Below are 17,746 nucleotides of genomic sequence, written 5' to 3'. Positions count from 1 at the left end.
CAGCTATCGATGCACCCCGGAAGCATGCAGAGCTCTCGGGTAGGATCAGGGCGCTGGAGGCGGTGCAGCCTCGGCGAGCCGGACCTCTCGCCGCAGCTTCGAGGGCGAAAGCGCGATGCCTTCAAGGATCTTCGCGAGCTCGGCGGCGTCGATGACGACGCTCGTGCCGCCCGGTGTGATCGCGCGCGGGACTCGGAACGTTCCGCGCTCTAGCCTTTTGTAAAGCAGGCAATACCCGCTGCGGTCCCACCACAGGGCCTTGCAGCGGTCGGCTGCCCGGTTGAAGAAGAGGAACAGCGCGCCGGAGAGGGGATCCTGCCGCAGCACCTCGCGCACGACGGCGGCAAGGCCATCGAACGACCGGCGCAGGTCGAGCGGCTCGGTGGCAACGTAGATCGAGACACGGCCCGGGATCATCGCGCACCCCCGAGCGCACGAACGACGCGCGCCAGCGTGGCCTCGTCGAACGACGGCGGGACACGGACGACCGCACCGTCCGGCAAGACGATCTCCAGCGGTGCGCTCGACGAGGGCGCCGTAGCTCCTGCCGGGGCGACCACCACGGGCAGCAGCGCCGGCAGCGTCGCCCCCTCCGAGCGCTGCCGGTGCTCGCTCCGCTTCATGCCCAGCCGGCGGCTCCAGGAGTAGAGCGTGCCGGCGTTGACCCCCTCCTGCTCTGCGAACACGCGGGCGGAGTGCCCGCTCTTGTGCCAGCGCGCCACACGGTCGCGCCAGGTGCGTGTGCTCTCGTCCATCGATACCTCCGGTGCGGTTTTCTACGCAGCCCGGAGGCTCGAAGACAGTATGGGGACCGCCGAACGCATACGGACTAAGCTAGAGGAAATTGCTCTTGAGTCATGCTCCGATACGATTCCAGTTACATCTGAGGTGGACTGGGCAGAGAACCCCGGAGGGCTAAAATCTGTACTCGACTCAGTTTTGCCGCGAGTAATATACGTGCCTGCCATTCGCGAAACGAGAGAGGAGGCAGACGTTTCGCAGCGCAAGTCGGCGGTCAGACAGATCGTTGAGGCAATGTTTGAGAAGGAACTCGCAAATCATCCCGCCATAGCTGGATTTCATACCGAAATGGCTAGGTTGGCACGGATATTTGATGACGCGACAAAAGACGACGTTGTAGCTGACCTCGAGAGAGAGATTACTAACAAGCTTGAGGAGATGTTTCGCGCTGGCGGAATCGGAGCCAAGCTACAGTTTGATGCCCCGAGCTTAAGTGCTGATCTTGCTGCAAATACGAGATTATTGATAAGGGACGGCACTGTCATCACGAAACCTGAACATCAGGGCCATGGGGCACAGCGTTCGCTCGTCCTAGCCCTGCTTCAGTTGCTGGTCAAGCATAAGCAGTCGCATGATAGCGCTCGTCGACGCCCGATACTGCTGCTCGTCGAGGAGCCTGAAATATATATGCATCCCGAGATGTGCCGGCGCATGCGTGACACCTTGCTCCGCATTGCTCGTTCGGGAACAGCACAAGTAGTATGCACCACACACTCACCAACGTTTCTCGACCTGGCAGATCGCCACGATGGCATAGCCATTTTACGAAGAATCAACGGAAACGTCCACAAGACGCAGCGAGAGGACGACATATTTCATGGAGAGACAGCTTCCCAGCAGCGTCGCAGATTGAGAATGATGCTCAATTTCGATCCTACCGCAAACGAAGTGTTTTTTACCAACGAGGTGTGCCTAGTAGAGGGCGACTCTGAGGTTGCTGCGGTATCTGCGATCGCCGAAAGACTGTACCAGGAGAAACAAATTGACATCAATGTCTGCCTCTCACATCGGCGCCGCGTCGCCATCGTCAACTGCCGAGGGAAATGGACCATAACCGCATTTCAACACGTCTTAAACGCGTTTAACATCGCATACCGTGTTGTTCATGATGAGGATGCAGTCAACAATGACGAGAACATAGCTCCGGAAGGCTCTGCTGCACGTGCGAACCGCGTCATACTCGATTATATAAACAATGACAAAACTCGCCTCTTAAAACATCAGCCAAATTTTGAGCGTCAGATATTTGGAGAACAGTGGAAGAAATCGTGGAACAAGGACAAGCCATTTCGAATAACCCAAATGATTCAGGACATGCCGGAGATCTCTGCTGACCTACTCAGGTTTTTCGAGTTTGTACTAAACAAGAAAGTCTCAGAGCTTCGTGCCGCACCGAGACATTCTACTCGGACGTCTCCGGCCCCCTCCGTCTCAATCATCAAACTGCGACTTCCAGAGAGACGAAATTACCGATCAAGACTGGAGCGCATTGACTTTCGCACTCGAAAGTTTAATCGCGCCTGCGCTTTTGGTCAATTCGTCGAAATCGCCGCAGGCCCCGGTCGCGTGATCGAACTCTCGAGCGATGGCTATTTGGCGTCAGCACGAGATGGGCACACAGAATTTTTTGCACATGTTCGAGGCGACTCCATGGCCGACACTCTCGTGAGGGGTGATATGGTCGTGCTTCGAAAGAAGGACTTCCTCCTTGGTCGCACTGTGGACAACATGCTGCCCGCCGAGGCGTTCCTCGGCAATATTCGCAATGGCGGCGTGTACGCCATTGCGATCAACGAGCATATAGAGATGGCCTCGTACACGCTGAAGCGTGTTCAGGTATCGAGGCTTACCGATGGACGATGGCTGTGCGAGATTAGCGCTGACAATCCGGAGGCTGAGTGGGGTGATCGCGGAACAGTTGTAATTCACCGTCACGACTCGATACACTTTGCGGCAGAACTTGTTGGTTTAGTGGATGCCGAGTCGGCCGATGGGGCACTGGCTGCCATGTCGGGGGAGCAAGAATATCAATGGACCGAGTAGCGAAGAGTTTCTCCGAGAGCTAAGCAACCTCGCAAAACATCCATACGACCAGGAACGAGCGGGACCTGGCGACAATGTACTAACGATACCCCATCATGGTGATGATCACATCCTCGGGACACACGCGGTCGGTCTCGACTTCGAAACCGTGATCGACCAGCATCCGCTGGACGCGCTCGGCCCTCCCCTCGAAATCGTGGAGCTCGATGGCGATCGTCCGGATCTTGCCCCAGTCCCCAGGGCGGATGCCCTCCAGCACGTCGAGCTCGGCCTTCTCCGCGTCCACCTTGAGCACGTCGATGCGCTCGAGCCCCTCCCGCGCCATGAACCCGGAGAGCGTCGTCAGCGGGCAGGTCACGCGCGTCATGCCGCGCTTCATCCACCAGCCGTGACCGTCGATGAGCGCCGAGTTCACCGAGCGCGGGAGATACCTCATGTACGCCGGCAGCTCCGCGTGGTGCTTGTCGCATATCCGACGATCGTAGATGGCCGCGAGCGTCGCCTCCTTGTCGTCGCTCGCCATCATGTCGTACATGCTCGAGATCGCGCTCTGGCGCGGCGAGTAATGGAACGTCGCCTCCCCCGCCGCCCGCCCCAGGCCCGCGCGGTGCGCGCGGACCCGCTCGGACCAGGGCCGCACGTTCCTCGTGAGGAGCTCGAACGTCTCCGGGATCGGCTCGAAGCAGTGAATCCGCGCTCGACCCCGGGTGCGCTGGAGGACCTCGATCGCGAAGATCCCGATGTTGGCGCCGACGTCGACGACCGTCACCTCGTCCGCAGCGAGCGCGCCCAGCAGCCTCGGGCGAAAGTAGCCCTGCACCTGCTGGTACAGCGTCCTCGCCATGTCGGGCACGCGATCGTGCACGACCCTCCGGTTCGGCAGCGTGATCATGAAGGTCTTCATCTCGATGGCTCCCGTCGCCCCGCGGCCGCTCGCGCCGCGGATGCACCTCTCTGGACGCCGATCACCGGACCGCGCCCGCCACGTCCCGCAGGAACGCGATCACGTCGGCCGCGAGCCGCTCCACGGTCGCGAGCTCGTGCACGTTCGCGCTGTAGCGCCACCGGAACACGAGCTGCCCCCCGCGCACCAGGACGTGACACTCGAGCAGGTTGAACCGGAGGTTCGTCGCCGGCTCGTCGTATCCCGTGCTCTCCGCCGCCATGCGCATCACCGAGCCCGGGCCGGGCTCGTCGATCTGCCCCTGGTAGTTGAACAGGATCCCCGGCCGCTTCCGGAGCCGCCCGAGCGCCGCGGAGAGCTCGGCGTCGCCGCCGAGGTACCGGAGCAGGTTGTAGCCGTGTCCCCCGCTCGGGACGCGCTCGATCTGCTGGCTCAGGTCGAGCAGCGCCGCGACGGGCTCTCGCGCGCTCGGGCGCCGGAGCACGAGCACCCGCTCGGCGCTGAGCCACCCCACCGTGCGCGACACGTCGAGATCCGGGCGATGGGGCATGAGATCTCGGCCCGCGTGGAGCACCATGACGTCCTGCCACGCGCGCCCCGTCCAGCCGGTCACGCCGCGGAGCAGCGCGGCGATGAGCGCGCTCTCCGTGCTCACGCCGAGCCGCGCGGGCACCTCCCGCAAGAGGGCTCTGGACTCGCGCTCCGGGAGCGAGGCCCAGTGATCCCGGATCGACGCCACCGTGTACCGATGGCGCGTCGACGGGTGATCCGCCGGGAGCAGGTCGATCTCGCCCCAGGGCAGCCCGAGCCAGTACCCCCGCTCGGCCGGCACCAGCTCGTCCTGGACCCAGCGCTCGAGCGCCCGCGCCCAGCGGCCGATCGAGGTCCCCACGGGCGGTAGACGAGCCTCCGCCGCCGCGGTGAGCTGGTCGTAGATCGCCTGCAGATCGCGCGCGACGAGCACGATCGACATCCAGTCGACCACGAGGTGGTGCGCGTTGAGCCACAGCCGGCCACGCCCCGCCTCGTCCCACCGGAAGTACACGATCCGGAACAGCCGCCCGCGATCGAGCGCGTGGCCGTCCTGCAGGCGATCGCAGCGCCGCTCGAGCGCCGCCGCGCGCTCCTCCTCCGGCAGCCCGGACAGGTCCACGCACGTGAACGGCGCCTCGGTGAAGGGCGGATCGATCCGCTGGAGAAAGCCGCCGGGGGCGCGCTCGAAGCGCGCGCGGAGCGCCTCGTGGCGGTTCACGACGCGCAGGGCGGCGCGCCCGAGCCGGTCGAGATCGAGCGGCGCCGTGACCTCGAGCAGGAGGTTGACGTTCCAGCGCTCCGGCCGGCCGCGATGATCGACCTGCTCGAGGTACCAGCGCTGCAGCGGGGTGAGCGGCCGCTCCCCGGACGGGTCGTCGTCGTCGAGGACCGGGCTCGCCGCCGCGGGGCGCTGCGCCACGAGCCCGGCGACGGTCTGGTGCTGGAAGAGCTGCCGCGGCGTGATGTCGAACCCCGCCTCGCGCGCCCGGTCCACGAGGGCGATGCCCAGGAGCGAGTCGCCGCCGAGCGCGAAGAAGTTGTCGTCCACGCCCACCCGATCGAGCTTGAGGACCTCGGCCCAGAGCGCCGCCATCCGCCGCTCGGCCTCCGAGGACGGCGCCCGGGTCGCCGGGCCGGCCGCCTGGCCCCGGGAGCGCGCGCGATCGAGGAGCGCGGTCCGATCGACCTTGCCGTTGGCCGTCAGGGGCACGCGATCCAGCGCGACCCAGGCGCCGGGCACCATGGTCCGCGGCAGCCTGGCCGCGAGGAAGTCCGAGAGCGCCCGCGGCTCGACGGACGCCCCCGGCGCGGGCACGTAGCAGGCGACGAGGCGCTTGCCCCCGGCCGGGGCCGTGTCCACGACGACCACCGCGCGCTCGACGCCGGGATGCCGCGCGAGCGCGGCCTCGATCTCCCCGAGCTCGATGCGGTTGCCCTGGATCTTGACCTGGAAGTCCTCGCGGCCGACGAACTCGATGTTCCCGTCGGGGAGATACCGCCCCAGGTCTCCTGTCCAGTAGAGCCGCTCGCCCGTGTCGGGGTGCTCGATGAAGCGCTCCGCGGTCTGCGCGGGATCGCGGTGGTACCCGCGCGCGAGGCAGACGCCGCCGACGTACATGCGGCCCGTGACCCACTCCGGACAAGGCCGCATGCGCGCGTCGAGGACGTGGACGCGCTGGTTCCTGAGCGGCTTGCCGTAGGGGATGCTCGTCCAGGTCGGGTCCACCTCGCCGATGGGATAGAAGATCGACCAGATCGAGGTCTCCGTCGGTCCCCCCGAGCCGATGACCCGAGCCCCCGGGCAGGCGCGGCGGATCCGGTCGGGCAGGGGCACGGGGATCCAGTCGCCGCTCAGGATGACCCACCGCAGGGAAGCGCAGGCCCGCGCGCCGGCGCCGAGGTGCTCGACCAGCATCTGCATCAGCGCGGGCACCGAGTTCCACACCGTGACGCCGTGCGCGTCGATGAGGTGCCGCCAGTGCGCGGGATCCCGCAGGCCCTCCGGCGAGGGGACGACCAGCGCGCCCCCGGCGCCGAGCAGCCCGAAGAGGTCGTACACCGACAGGTCGAAATGCGCCGCCGAGAGCGCGATCGCGCGGTCCGACGGCGAGATCTGGAGGCGCTCGTTGAACTCCAGGATCGTGTTCAGCGGCCCGCGGTGGTCCAGCGCCACGCCCTTCGGCTTGCCCGTGGATCCCGACGTGAACAGCACGTACGCGAGATCGTCCGGCCCCTGGGCCGCCGGGAGCGGGGCGTCGTCCTCCGACGCGAGCGCGCCCTCGTCGTCGACCACGACCAGCCGGGCCCGCTCGGGCCAGGCCGGCGACGCGGCCAGGCGCGCCTGCGTGACGACGATCTCGGCCTCCCCCTGGTCCAGGACGGCGCGGATGCGCTCCGCCGGCCACTCCGGATCCACGGGCAGGTACGCCGCCCCCGACTTGACGACGCCCAGGATCGCCGCGATCTGCTCCCAGCCCTTCACCGCCGCCACCGCGACGAGCGCGTTCGGCCGGGCGCCGAGCCGGCGGAGCCGCCGCGCGATCGCGTTGCTGAGCCGGTCGAGCTCGCCGTAGCTCAGCGTCCGCTCGGGACCGATGACCGCCGGCGCGTCGGGCCGGAGCGCCGCGCGCCGCACGAAGCCGCTGTGCAGGAGCTCGTCGGGCAGCGCCCGGACCGCGCCGTTGACGCGCGCGCGGATCGCCCGCTGCCGCGCCGGCAGCGCGACCGGCGTGGCCTCGTGCCAGGGCGCGTCCCCCTGCGCGAGCCGCGTCAGGAGCGCCTCGTACGCCTCGAGCAGGTCCGCGGGGAGGCCCTCGGGGAAGAGCGCCTCGGCGGCGCTCCACGAGAGGGCGGCCCCGCCCCCGTCCCATCGCGCCTCGAGCGCCAGGCAGGCGCCCGGCGCGGCGGCGCCGCCGCGCTCGCCAGGAGAGGGCGCGGGGACGCGCAGCCGGAGGGCGGCGCCGCCGGGGTGATGCTCGCCCTGCGGCGCGGGCGCGCCCCTGGCCGCGAGGGCCCCGTCGATGGCCCGCGCGAGGCGCGCGAGCGTCACCTCGCCTTCCGGGATCCCCTCGAGGTGGCCGCCGCCCGAGCCGATCTCCACGTCGATCGCGCCGCTGTCCCCGCGCGACGGCGCGCGCGCGGCCTGGAACGTCATGGCCAGCGGCGACGTGCTCCAGTACGCCACGACCTCGGCGAACGCCGCGGCGACGGCCGCCGCCGGGCTGACCCCCGCCCTCGTCGCGCGCTCGGCCAGCCCGCGGACGACGCCGCCGTCGAGGCGCAGCGCGCGCCGGACGAGCCGGACGGGCTCCCCTCCGGCCAGGCCCCGCGCGAACGGGAGCGCGGGCGCCGAGAGCGCGCCGCGCCCGGGCGCCGGCGCCGCGAGGGGCTCGCCCTGGAGGAGCGCGGAGATCCGGGTGTCCGCCCGCCGCGCGGCCTCGACCAGGATGCGCTCGAAGAGCGCGGCGTGACGCGCGATCGTCTCGCCCTCGAACAGCGCCGTGTCGTACTCGAAGTGCCCGCTCAGGCACGATCCGTCGTGCTGCATCGACAGCGTGAGGTCGTACTGCGCGGTCCCGGGGTCGAGATCGATCGGGGTCACCCGCGCCCCGCCCAGCGTGATCGGCTCGGGCACCCTGGGCTGGAACGCGAACATCACCTGGAACAGCGGCGTCCGGCCGAGATCCCGCTCCGACCGGAGGGCGTTCACGAGCCGCTCGAACGGGATCTCCGCGTGCGCGAAGATCCGCACGGCCGTGTCCCGCACCCGATCCAGGAGCGCGGCGAACGTCGGATCGCCCTCCAGCCTCCCGCGGAACACGAGCGTGTTCACGAAGCACCCGATGACGTCCTCGAGCTCGGGGCGGTCGCGCCCCGCGATCGGGGTACCGACGAGGAGGTCCGTCTGCCCGCCGAGGCGGTGGAGCAGCGCGAGGAACCCGGCCATCAGCGTCATGAACGGCGTGGCGCCGCGCTCGCGGCCGAGGCGCTCGATCGCCCCGGTCAGCTCCCGCGAGAACCGGAAGGGGTGGCGCGCCCCCGCGTACCGCTTCTCCTCGGGGCGCGGGTGATCCGTCGGCAGGTCGAGCGCGTGGCTCGCCCCCGCGAGCTCGGCCTCCCAGAACTCGAGCTGCTCGCCCCGCGCCGCGCCGTCCCAGCACCGCCGCTCCCAGAGGGCGTAGTCGCCGTACTGGACCGGGAGCTCGCCGAAGCTCGGGCGCTCGCCCTGCTCGATCGCGGCGTACGCGGCGGCGAGCTCGCGCACGAAGATCTCGTGCGACCAGCCGTCGGTCACGATGTGGTGCATCGCGAACGCGAACAGGCTGCGCTCGTCGCCGATCCGCACGAGCTCGGCCCGCGAGAGCGGGCCGCTCGCGAGGTCGAAGGGGCGCGCGACCACCTCCCGCAGCCGCGCGACGGCCGCCGGGGCGCGCGCCTCCTCGGCGAGCCCGCGGTGGTCGGTGACCCGGAAGTCGATCGCCGCGGGCGCCTGCACGATCTGGACGGGCGCCCCGCCCACGGCGCGGAACACGGTGCGGAGCGCCTCGTGCCGCGCAATCACCGCGCGGAGCGCCCCCTCGAGGGAGCGCTCGCAGAGCGGCCCCTCGAGGACGGCGGCCGAGCCGACGTTGTACGCGCCGGTCCCGGGCGCCAGCCGGTCGAGGAACCAGAGCCGGGTCTGCGCGAACGACAGGGGGACCACCGCCGCCGGATCCCGCCGGCGCAGCGGCGGGCGCGCCGAGGACGCCGTGAGCTGCCCGATCGCCTCGGCCAGATCGGCGAGCGCCGGCCTGTCGAACAGCCACCGCAGCGGGACCTCGAGCCCCGCGCGCTCGCGGAGGCGGGAGACGACGCGCATCGCGAGCAGCGAGTGGCCCCCGAGCTCGAAGAAGCGATCGGTCCGGCTCGGGGCGCGCCCGAGGAGCTCCTCCCACACGGCGGCCACGAGCCGCTCCGCGTCGGTCGACGGCGGCTCCCGGTCCCGCTCTCGCGCCGCCGCGCCCCCCTGCTCGCCCGGGTCGGGGAGCGCGTTCCTATCGATCTTGCCGTTCGGCGTCTGCGGCAGCCGGGGCAGCGCGACGAAATGCGCCGGGACCATGTACTCGGGGAGCGAGGCGCGCGCGTGCGCCCTGAGCGCGTCGGGCGTCGCCCCCTCCGCCGCCGGCACGTAGTAGGCCACGAGCACGCCCTCGCCCACCGCGTCCCGGCGCGCCGCGCACACGCACTCCGCGACGCCGGGGTGCCGCGCGACGGTCACCTCGATCTCGCCGAGCTCCACGCGATAGCCGCGGATCTTGACCTGATGATCGAGCCGGCCGAGGTACTCGATGAGGCCGTCGTGCGTGATCCGGGCGAGATCGCCGGTCCGGTACATCCGCGCGCCCGGCTCGTCCGAGAACGGATCGGGGAGGAACCGCTCCCGGGTGAGCTCGGGCCGGTCGTGGTAGCCGCGGGCGAGGCCCGCCCCGCCGATGACGAGCTCCCCGGCCACGCCGATCGGGAGCCGATTCCGCCGGTCGTCGAGGATGTAGACGCGCGTGTTGGCGATCGGCGTTCCGAGGGTGATCCGCGCCGGATCGTCGATGCGCGCCACGGCGGACCACACGGTGGTCTCCGTCGGGCCGTACATGTTCCAGAGGGCGCCCACGCGCGCCCGGAGCGGCCCGGCGAGATCCCGCGGCAGGGCCTCGCCGCCCGCGAGCGCTCGGAGGCGCGGGCTGCCCGTCCACCCGGCCGCGAGGAGCAGCCGCCAGGTGCTCGGCGTCGCCTGCATCACCGTGGCCCCGGAGCGCTCCAGCGCCCCGACGAGCGCGGCGCCGTCCCGCGCCTCGGCCGCGGACAGGAGGACCGTCCTCGCGCCCACGCTGAGCGGCAAGAACAGCTCCAGGACGAAGATGTCGAACGACGCCGTGGTCACCGAGAGCAGCACGTCGTCGGCGTCGAGGCCGGGCCTGTCCTTCATGGCCCAGAGGAAGGTCACGACGCTGCGGTGCTCGACCTCGACGCCCTTGGGGCGCCCGGTCGAGCCCGACGTGTAGAGGATGTACGCGAGGTCCCGGCTGCTCGCCGGGGCCACGGGGGGCGCCTCGTCCGGATCGGTCTGCGCCTCGAGGTCCTCGAGGAGCAGGACGCGCCGGGGCGCGCCGGCGATCTCGAGGCGGAGCGCGCGCTCCGTGAGCAGGACGGCGCTGCCCAGATCGCTCAGGATGAACGCGATGCGCTCGCCCGGCAGCGCGGGATCCAGCGGCACGTACGCGCCGCCCGCCTTGAGGATCGCGAGCAGCGCGACGACGAGCCCGGGCGAGCGCTCCAGGCAGACGGCGACGGGGACGCCCGGGCCGACGCCCTCCGCGCGCAGCCGCCGCGCGAGCCGGGTCGCGGCGCGATCGAGCGCCCCGTAGGTGATCTCCTGCCCTGCGAACACGAGCGCGACGCGCTCCGGGCCGCGCTGCGCCTGCCGCTCGAAGAGCTCGTGGACGCGCGCGTCCGCGGGGAAGGGGCGCTCGGTGCGGTTCCACTGCTCGAGGCGCCGCGCGTCGTCCTCGGGCACGATCGGCAGGTCGAGCACGGCCGCCTCGGGCCGGGCGACCGACGCGCGGAGGAGCGCCTCGTAGCTCCTCAGCAGCCGGTCGGCGGTCTCGCGGCGGAAGAGGTCGGTGTTGTACTCGAGATCGAGCCGGAGGCCCTGCGGGCGGTCCCACGCCTCGATCGTCCAGTCGACCTTCGACGCCCTCGCCGGGACCTCCACCGGCTCGGCCGTGAGCCCCGTGAACGCCGGCAGCTCGGCCGCCGCGCTCTGGAGGATGAGCATCGTCTGGAACAGCGGCGGGTGCGACGGGCTCCGCTCGGGCTTCAGCGCCTCGACGAGCAGCGCGAACGGCAGCTCGGCGTGCGCCAGGGCGTCGAGCGTGTCGCGCCGGGTCCTCTGGAGGAGCTCCAGGAACGTGGGGTTGTCCGAGAGGTCGGCGCGGAGCGCGAGGTTGTTGACGAACATCCCCGCGAGCGGCTCGATCTCCCGCGCCGTCCGCCCGGCGACCGGCGACCCGACCACGACGTCCGGCCGCCGCGTGTACCGGCAGAGGAGCGTCTGGTACGCGGCGAGGAGGGCCATGAACAGGGTGACGCCCTCCCGCTGGCACAGGGCCTTGAGCGACTCGCACAGCGCGCGCGGCAGCGTGAGCGACGTCCTCGCCCCGCGGTAGGTCTGCGTCGCCGGGCGCGGCGCGTCGAGCGGGAGCTCGAGGAGGCCGGGCGCGCCGCGCAGCCGCTCCTCCCAGTACCCGAGCTCCCGCTGGAGGCGCTCCTGCGTCCACTGGCCGCGCTGCCAGACGGCGTAATCCCCGTACCGGACGGGCAGCTCGGGGAGCTCCGGGGCGCGCCCCGCGACCAGCGCGTCGTAGAGGGCGCCGAGCTCCCGGATCAGCACGCCCCACGTCCAGTGATCGCTCGCGATGTGGTGCGTCACGAGGAGCAGGACGTGCTCCTCCGCGGAAAGGCGGTGGAGGACGGCCCGCAGGAGGTGGCCGCGCTCGAGGACGAACGGCGCGTGGGCCGCCTGCGCGCACCGCTCGGCGAGCTCCCGCTCGCGGGCCGCCGGATCCATCGAGGACAGGTCCGTGAGCGCCACGGAGACCGCGGCCGCCGGCAGCACCTCCTGGTACGCGTCCCCGGCGTCCTCGTCGAAGCGCGTCCGCAGGATGTCGTGCCGCTCGGCGAGGCGCGAGAGCGCGCCCTCGAGCGCCGCGCCGTCGAGCGCGCCGCGGAAGCGCACCGCCGCGTGCAGGTTGTACGCCGGGCTGTCGGGCGCGTAGCGGTACAGGAACCAGAGCCGCTGCTGCGCGAACGACAGGGGGAAGCGCGTCCGCGCCCCGGTCCGCACCGGCCCCGGGGCCGCTCCGTCCGCGCGAGGGCGCCTCTGCTTCAACGTCGCGACGAGCGCCCTGAGCTCCTCGGACGACAGGCCTTTGATCCGCTGCGCTAGCTCGGTCACCTTCGCGCTCCTCTTCCGGCTCCGGTGCGTTCCCCCGCCTCAGGACGGCTCGTCGGCGGGGGCGGCGCCGCCCGCCAGGAGCTCGAGCTCCTCGAGCCGCGCGGCGAGCGCGCCCGTGATCTTCTCCGCGACCCGGGCGACGGTCGCCCCCTCGAACAGGTCGCGCGTCGACAGGTCGATGTCGAACGCCTCCTTGATGCGCGAGAGGGCCTGGACGGCCAGGAGCGAGTGCCCCCCGAGCTCGAAGAACGCATCGTGGATGCCGATCGGCCGGCGGCCGAGCAGCTCCTCCCATTGCGCGGCGAGCGTTCGCTCGATCTCGTCGCGGGGTAGCTCGTCCTCCCGGAGCGCGCGCGCCGACGCCGCGGGCGGCGCGACCCGGGCGAGGCGCCGCTGCTCGACGAGCGACGAGAGCTCGTGCGGCGACACCACGATCTGCTCGGGCCCGGCGAGCGCGAGGACCTGCTCGATGGCCTGGATGCCGTCCGCGGGGTCGATGCCCGGCGCGGTCCTCTGCGCCGGTGCGGAGAGCGCGGCGCCGGCGTCGCCCTGGACGCGCTCGAGCACGAAGCCCTCGATGGCGGCGATGACGCGCCCCTGCTCGTCGAACAGCGTCACGTCGGCGGAGAGCGCGCGCCCGGGCGCGGTGTCGTCGCGGCGCAGGCGAGCGTGGCTGAACAGCCTCGCGGGGGTGGGCGCGAGGCACACGACGCGGCCGCACGCCACGGGGAGATAGGCCCCCCGGGGGTCGAGCGCGGCGGCGATGGCGGTCGCCACGTCGAGCAACGCCGGGTGCAGGCCGTACTCGGCCAGGTCGGACGCGAGCTCCGGGCGCAGCGAGAGGAGAGCGAGCGCCTCGTCGCCCCCGACATGGAGCGATTCGATGCTGTCCCAGCGAGGCCCCCACCGCATGAGCCCGCTCGCGTTCACGGCCTCGAACAGCCGCCACGACGAGGCCGGGCCGCAGCGCTCGCGGATCGACGCGACGTCCACGACCGGGCGCGCGGCGTCCTCGTCCGCCCGGGTCCAGGAGCCCGACGCGATCCGGCCCTCGGGCCCGTCCAGGTCCGGGACGGCGATGGAGAAATCGGTCCGCGCCCCGCGCTGCCGGATCGTCAGGCAAACGGACCGCGGCGCGCCGTCCTCCACGCGGCAGGGGGCGTGGAACCGGAGATCGTGGATGGCGACGGCGCGCAGCCCGGTGAGCGCGGCCGCCGCACGCGCCATCTCGAGGAGCGCCGCGCCGGGCACCACCGCGTCCTCGCGCATCCGGTGCTCGGCCACGGTCCAGTCGCGCGCCAGGCTGAACGCCTTGTGGAACGCCCGCGGCGAAGGCGCCGCGCCCTCGACCCGGTCGATCAGCGGGTGCGGCCCCCGGCGCCGCGACGCGGGCCCCGGCCCGAGCGGCCCCGCCGCGGTGATCCCGGCCCTCGCCGCCATGCCGACCTGCGCCCAGCCGTCCCAGGCGATGGCGAACCCGGGGTTGCCGGTCTGGTCGTGGTACGCGCCGGCGAAGGCGTCGAGGAACGCGTTCGCGGCGGCGTAGTCGGCCTGGCCGATCGCCCCGACGTGGGAGAAGATCGACGAGCACAGCACGAGGAACGCCTGCGGCTCCTGCGCGAGCTGCGCGGCGAGGTTCCACGTGCCCGCGGTCTTCGGCGACAGGACCCGGAGGAGCTCCTCGTCCGTCCTTCCGCGCAGCGGGCCCGCGCCCGGGATCCCGGCGCAGTGGAAGACGCCGTCGATGCGCCCGAAGCGCGCCCTCGCCTCGGCGAACACCCGATCGACGTCCTCTCGCACGGCCACGTCCGCGGCGGCGACGAGCAGCTCGGCGCCTTCCTCCTCGAGCCGCCCGAGGACGTCGAGGATCTCGGCGACGGCGGCGCGCGCGTCGTCGCGCTCGCGGTACTGCGGCCATGCGGGCCGCGGCGGGAGCGGCGTCCGCCCGATCAGCACGAGCCTCGCCGCGTGGGTGCGCGCGAGGTGCTCGGCGAGGCGGAGCCCGATCCCGCCGAGGGCGCCCGTGATCACGTAGACGCCCCGCGCGCGCAGGCGCGACGGGCCCGGCGCGCGGGCGAGCGGCTCGAACGTCGGGATCCAGCGCTGCTGCGCGCGCAGGAGCACGAGGTCGTGCTCGGCGTCGGCCAGGAGCTCGCCGGAGAGCGCCCGGGCCCACGGCGCGCTCGCCCCCGCGCCCTGCGGGGTGAGCACGTCGACGACGCGGCAGCGGAGCGACGGGAGCTCGCTCGGCAGGCTGCGGCAGAGGCCGATGAGGGCCGCCTGGTCGGGCGCGTGCCTCGCCTCGCCGGCGACCGCGTGTGCCTCCCGGGTCACGACGGTCAGCTCGAGGTCCGCCGCGCGCGCGCCCGTGAGCGCGTCGGCGAGGCTCCGCGCGAGGGCGCACACGCTGAGCACGCCCCGCGAGAGGGCCTCCTCGGGGCGCGCGCCCGGGTCCGGCAGCGCGCTCCACAGGTGCACGATGCGGCGGGGCGAGAGGCCTCGCGCGTCGAGGGCCGCGAGGAGCTCCCGGAAGTCGCGCTCGCTGTCGGGGCGCACGACGAACGCGCCGGGGCTCGGCTCCGCGAAGCCCGGCCCGGGCCGCACGGGGAGGAGCCGGACGCCCGCGGCGCGGAGCTGCTCCTCCAGCGCGCGCGCGCCGTCGTGCTCGTCGGCGAGGAGCAGCCACGGCCGCTCGCGCGCCCGCTCGGACGCCGGCGCGGCCTGGAGGAGGCGCGACCACCGCAGCCGGAACAGCCGCGCGCTGCCCGCGCGCGCGGGGGCCTCCCGCTCCGCCGCGCGCGCGGGCGGCTCGGGGGCCGCCGCCTCCACGACGTGGCGCGTGCGCTCGAAGGGGTAGGTCGGCAGCGGCACGCGGCGCGCCTGCGCGCGCGGGGACACCCTGGGCCAGCGCAGGTCGGCGCCGCGCGCCCACAGCGCGCCCATCGCCTCGAGCAGCACCTGCCGGTCCTTGCCGGCCTCGCCGGGCCCGGGCAGGACAGGGACCGCCGCGCTGCCCTCCACCCCCCGGAGCTGCGCGCGCACCAGCGAGCACAGGGTCGAGCCCGGCCCGACCTCCACGAACAGGTGCGGCTCCCCGCCCTGGAGCAGCGCCCTCACGCCGTCCGCGAACCGGACCGTGCGCCGCAGGTGATCCGCCCAGTACTGCGGGCTGCGCGCCATGGCGTCCGTCATCCGCTCGCCCGTGACGTTGGAGAGGAGGGGGATCCGGGGCTCGCGCAGCGGGATCCCGGCCATCACCTCGCGAAACTCGAGCAGGATCGGCTCGGTCACGTGGGAGTGGAAGGCGTGGGAGGTCTGGAGCCGCCGGCCGCGCACCCCGCGCGCGCCGAGCCGCGCCTCGTACTGCGCGACGGCCGCCTCGCCGCCGGCCACGACGCAGAGCTCTGGCGCGTTCACCGCGGCCAGCGAGAGCTCCGCGGGCAGGCCGTCGAGCACCGCCCGTTCGGAGAGCGGCACCGCGAGCATCGCCCCGCGCGGCAGCGATTGCATGAGCCGCGCCCGCGCGGCGACCGCCCGCAGCGCGTCGTCGAGCGAGAGCACCCCCGCGACGCAGGCCGCGGCGAGCTCGCCCACGCTGTGGCCGAGGAGCGCCCTCGGGCGGACGCCCAGCGACTCGATCCACCGGGCCACGGCGACCTCGAGCACGAACAGCGCCGGCTGGGCGATCCCGGTGTCCCGGAGCGCGTCGCTCGATCCGTCGAACGCGACGCGGCGCACGTCGACGCCGAGGAGCGGCTCCAGCTTCCCCGCGCACTCGTCGACGATCTCGCGGACGAGGGCGTGCTCCTCGTAGAGCCACCGGCCCATCCCCGGGTGCTGGCTCCCCTGCCCCGTGAACAGCATCACGACGCCCGCGTCCTCGGCGCCCGCCGCACGCCCCTCGCCGGCGCCCGCCGCACGCCCCTCGCCGGCGCGCCGCAGCCGCGCGACGGCCTCGGACAGCGAGGAGGCCACCACGTGGTCGCGGCGCGAATGCCGCCGCCTCCCCTCGAGCAGCGTGAACGCCACGTCGCGCAAGGAGAGCTCGCCGTGGCGCTCCAGGTGGTCGGCGAGGCGCGACCGCAGGCGGGAGAGCGCCGCGTCGGTCCGCGCCGAGAGGACCAGGAGCTCGCCCTCGCCGCCGGGCGCCGCCTCGTAGCGCGGGCCCTCCTGCAGGACGACGTGCGCGTTGGTCCCCCCGATCCCGAACGAGCTCACGCCGGCCCGGCGGGGGACGCCGCCCCGCGGCCAGGGGCGGAGCTCCGTGTTCACGAAGAACGGCGTGCGGTCGAGGGCGAGCTCGGGGTTCGGCGTCTCGTGGTGGATCGTGGGCGGGATCTGCTCGTCGCGGAGCGCCAGCACCGCCTTGATGAGCCCGACGATCCCCGCCGCCGTGCCCGCGTGCCCGAGGTTCGCCTTGACCGACCCCAGCGCGCACCGGCCGAGCGGGCCGGGGTCGCGCCGGAACGCCTGCTCCAGGGCGCGGATCTCGATGGGATCGCCCAGCGGCGTGCCGGTCCCGTGCGCCTCGATGTACCCGAGGGTGCCCGGGCGGACGCCGGCCACCGCGTGCGCCATGGTGATCACCGACGCCTGCCCCTCGACGCTCGGGGCGGTGTAACCGACCTTCGCCGATCCGTCGTTGTTCGTCGCGGAGCCGAGGACGATCGCGTGGATGAAATCCCCCTGATCGAGCGCGTCCTCGAGCCGCTTGAGCAGGACCGCGCCGGCCGCGTCGCCGAACACGGTGCCCGCGGCCCCCGCGTCGAACGGGCGGCAGCGGCCGTCGGGGGAGAAGGGCCCGCCGCGCTCGTACAGGTACCCGCGGCGCTGCGGGAACATGAGCGAGACGGCGCCCGCGATCGCCATGTCGCACTCGAGGGCGCGCAGGCTCTGGCACGCCTGGTGGACGGCCACGAGCCCGGTCGAGCACGCCGTCTGGACGGTGACGCTCGGGCCCTTCAGGTCGAGCTTGTACGAGACGCGCGTCGCCAGGTAGTCCTTCTCGCTCGCGATCAGGAGCTCCAGCCCCTCCGCGGCGTCGAGCGCGACAGGCAGCGCGCGCTGGTGCTCGAGGAGGTAGGTGTTCAGGCTCGCGCCGGCGAAGACGCCGATCCAGCCGGCGTACCGCGCCGGGTCGTAGCCCGCGTGCTCGAGCGCCTCGTGCGCGCACTCGAGGAACAGCCGCTGCTGCGGATCCATCCACTGCGCTTCGCGATCGCTGTAGCCGAAGAAGCCCGCGTCGAACCCCTCGGGGTCCTCGACGCAGGGCCGCGCCTTGACGTACCGCGGGTCCTCCACGCGCGCCCGGGGGACCCCGGCGGCGAGCAGCTCCTCGTCGGTGAAGCGCGCGATGGACTCCTTGCCCTCGCACAGGTTCCTGAAGAACGCCTCCGGATCGCTCGCCTGCGGGAACCGCCCGCTCAGCCCGATGATCGCGATGGCGTCGCGAAGCTCTCCGAGCTCCCGCATGC

6 protein-coding genes are annotated in these 17,746 nt (G+C 72.4%); 1 reads left to right on the top strand and 5 read right to left on the bottom strand.

All coding sequences use genetic code 11. The features are described from left to right. Nucleotides 1-45: 45 nt before the first annotated feature. On the bottom strand, nt 46-417 hold the full coding sequence (gene tnpB / locus WMF31_RS41470; protein WP_436600136.1) for an IS66 family insertion sequence element accessory protein TnpB: 372 nt from the start codon (nt 415-417) through the stop codon (nt 46-48). Continuing rightward, complete coding sequence (gene tnpA, locus WMF31_RS41465; protein WP_436600137.1) at nt 414-755, bottom strand: IS66 family insertion sequence element accessory protein TnpA; 342 nt, start codon at nt 753-755, stop codon at nt 414-416. Before tnpA ends, tnpB begins: the two co-directional genes overlap by 4 nt. A gap of 202 nt (nt 756-957) precedes the next feature. On the opposite strand from tnpA, the gene WMF31_RS41460 reads away from it, so the two are divergent. Next, nucleotides 958-2,844 (top strand): AAA family ATPase, encoded by a 1,887-nt coding sequence (locus tag WMF31_RS41460; protein ID WP_436607396.1) that lies wholly within the window; start codon nt 958-960, stop codon nt 2,842-2,844. Between the two features lie 79 nt (nt 2,845-2,923). Here the strand turns inward: WMF31_RS41460 and WMF31_RS41455 are convergent, their stop codons facing one another. The 3 genes from WMF31_RS41455 to WMF31_RS41445 all read right to left on the bottom strand — a co-directional run bounded on the left by WMF31_RS41455 (nt 2,924) and on the right by WMF31_RS41445 (nt 17,744). After that, complete coding sequence (locus WMF31_RS41455; protein ID WP_436607395.1) at nt 2,924-3,748, bottom strand: FkbM family methyltransferase; 825 nt, start codon at nt 3,746-3,748, stop codon at nt 2,924-2,926. A gap of 61 nt (nt 3,749-3,809) precedes the next feature. Next, a complete protein-coding gene (locus tag WMF31_RS41450; protein ID WP_436607394.1) occupies nt 3,810-12,272 on the bottom strand; it encodes an amino acid adenylation domain-containing protein in 8,463 nt (2,820 codons plus the stop codon). A 39-nt stretch (nt 12,273-12,311) separates the two neighbouring features. Then, nucleotides 12,312-17,744 (bottom strand): SDR family NAD(P)-dependent oxidoreductase, encoded by a 5,433-nt coding sequence (locus WMF31_RS41445; protein WP_436607393.1) that lies wholly within the window; start codon nt 17,742-17,744, stop codon nt 12,312-12,314. Between the last annotated feature and the right edge of the window lie 2 nt (nt 17,745-17,746).

Origin of the sequence: Sorangium sp. So ce1036 (assembly GCF_051369805.1) — a bacterium.
In the GTDB taxonomy this organism is placed as follows: domain Bacteria; phylum Myxococcota_A; class Polyangia; order Polyangiales; family Polyangiaceae; genus Sorangium; species Sorangium cellulosum_F.
The sequence above is the reverse complement of the archived record's forward strand: the minus strand, read 5'-3'. Positions and strand labels throughout refer to the sequence as shown.

Excerpts from the sequence above, each read along its gene's own strand:
- tnpB (WP_436600136.1), bottom strand. The coding sequence starts at position 417 with ATGATCCCGGGCCGTGTCTCGATCTACGTTGCCACCGAGCCGCTCGAC.
- tnpA (WP_436600137.1), bottom strand. The coding sequence starts at position 755 with ATGGACGAGAGCACACGCACCTGGCGCGACCGTGTGGCGCGCTGGCAC.
- WMF31_RS41455 (WP_436607395.1), bottom strand. The coding sequence starts at position 3,748 with ATGAAGACCTTCATGATCACGCTGCCGAACCGGAGGGTCGTGCACGAT.
- WMF31_RS41445 (WP_436607393.1), bottom strand. The coding sequence starts at position 17,744 with ATGCGGGAGCTCGGAGAGCTTCGCGACGCCATCGCGATCATCGGGCTG.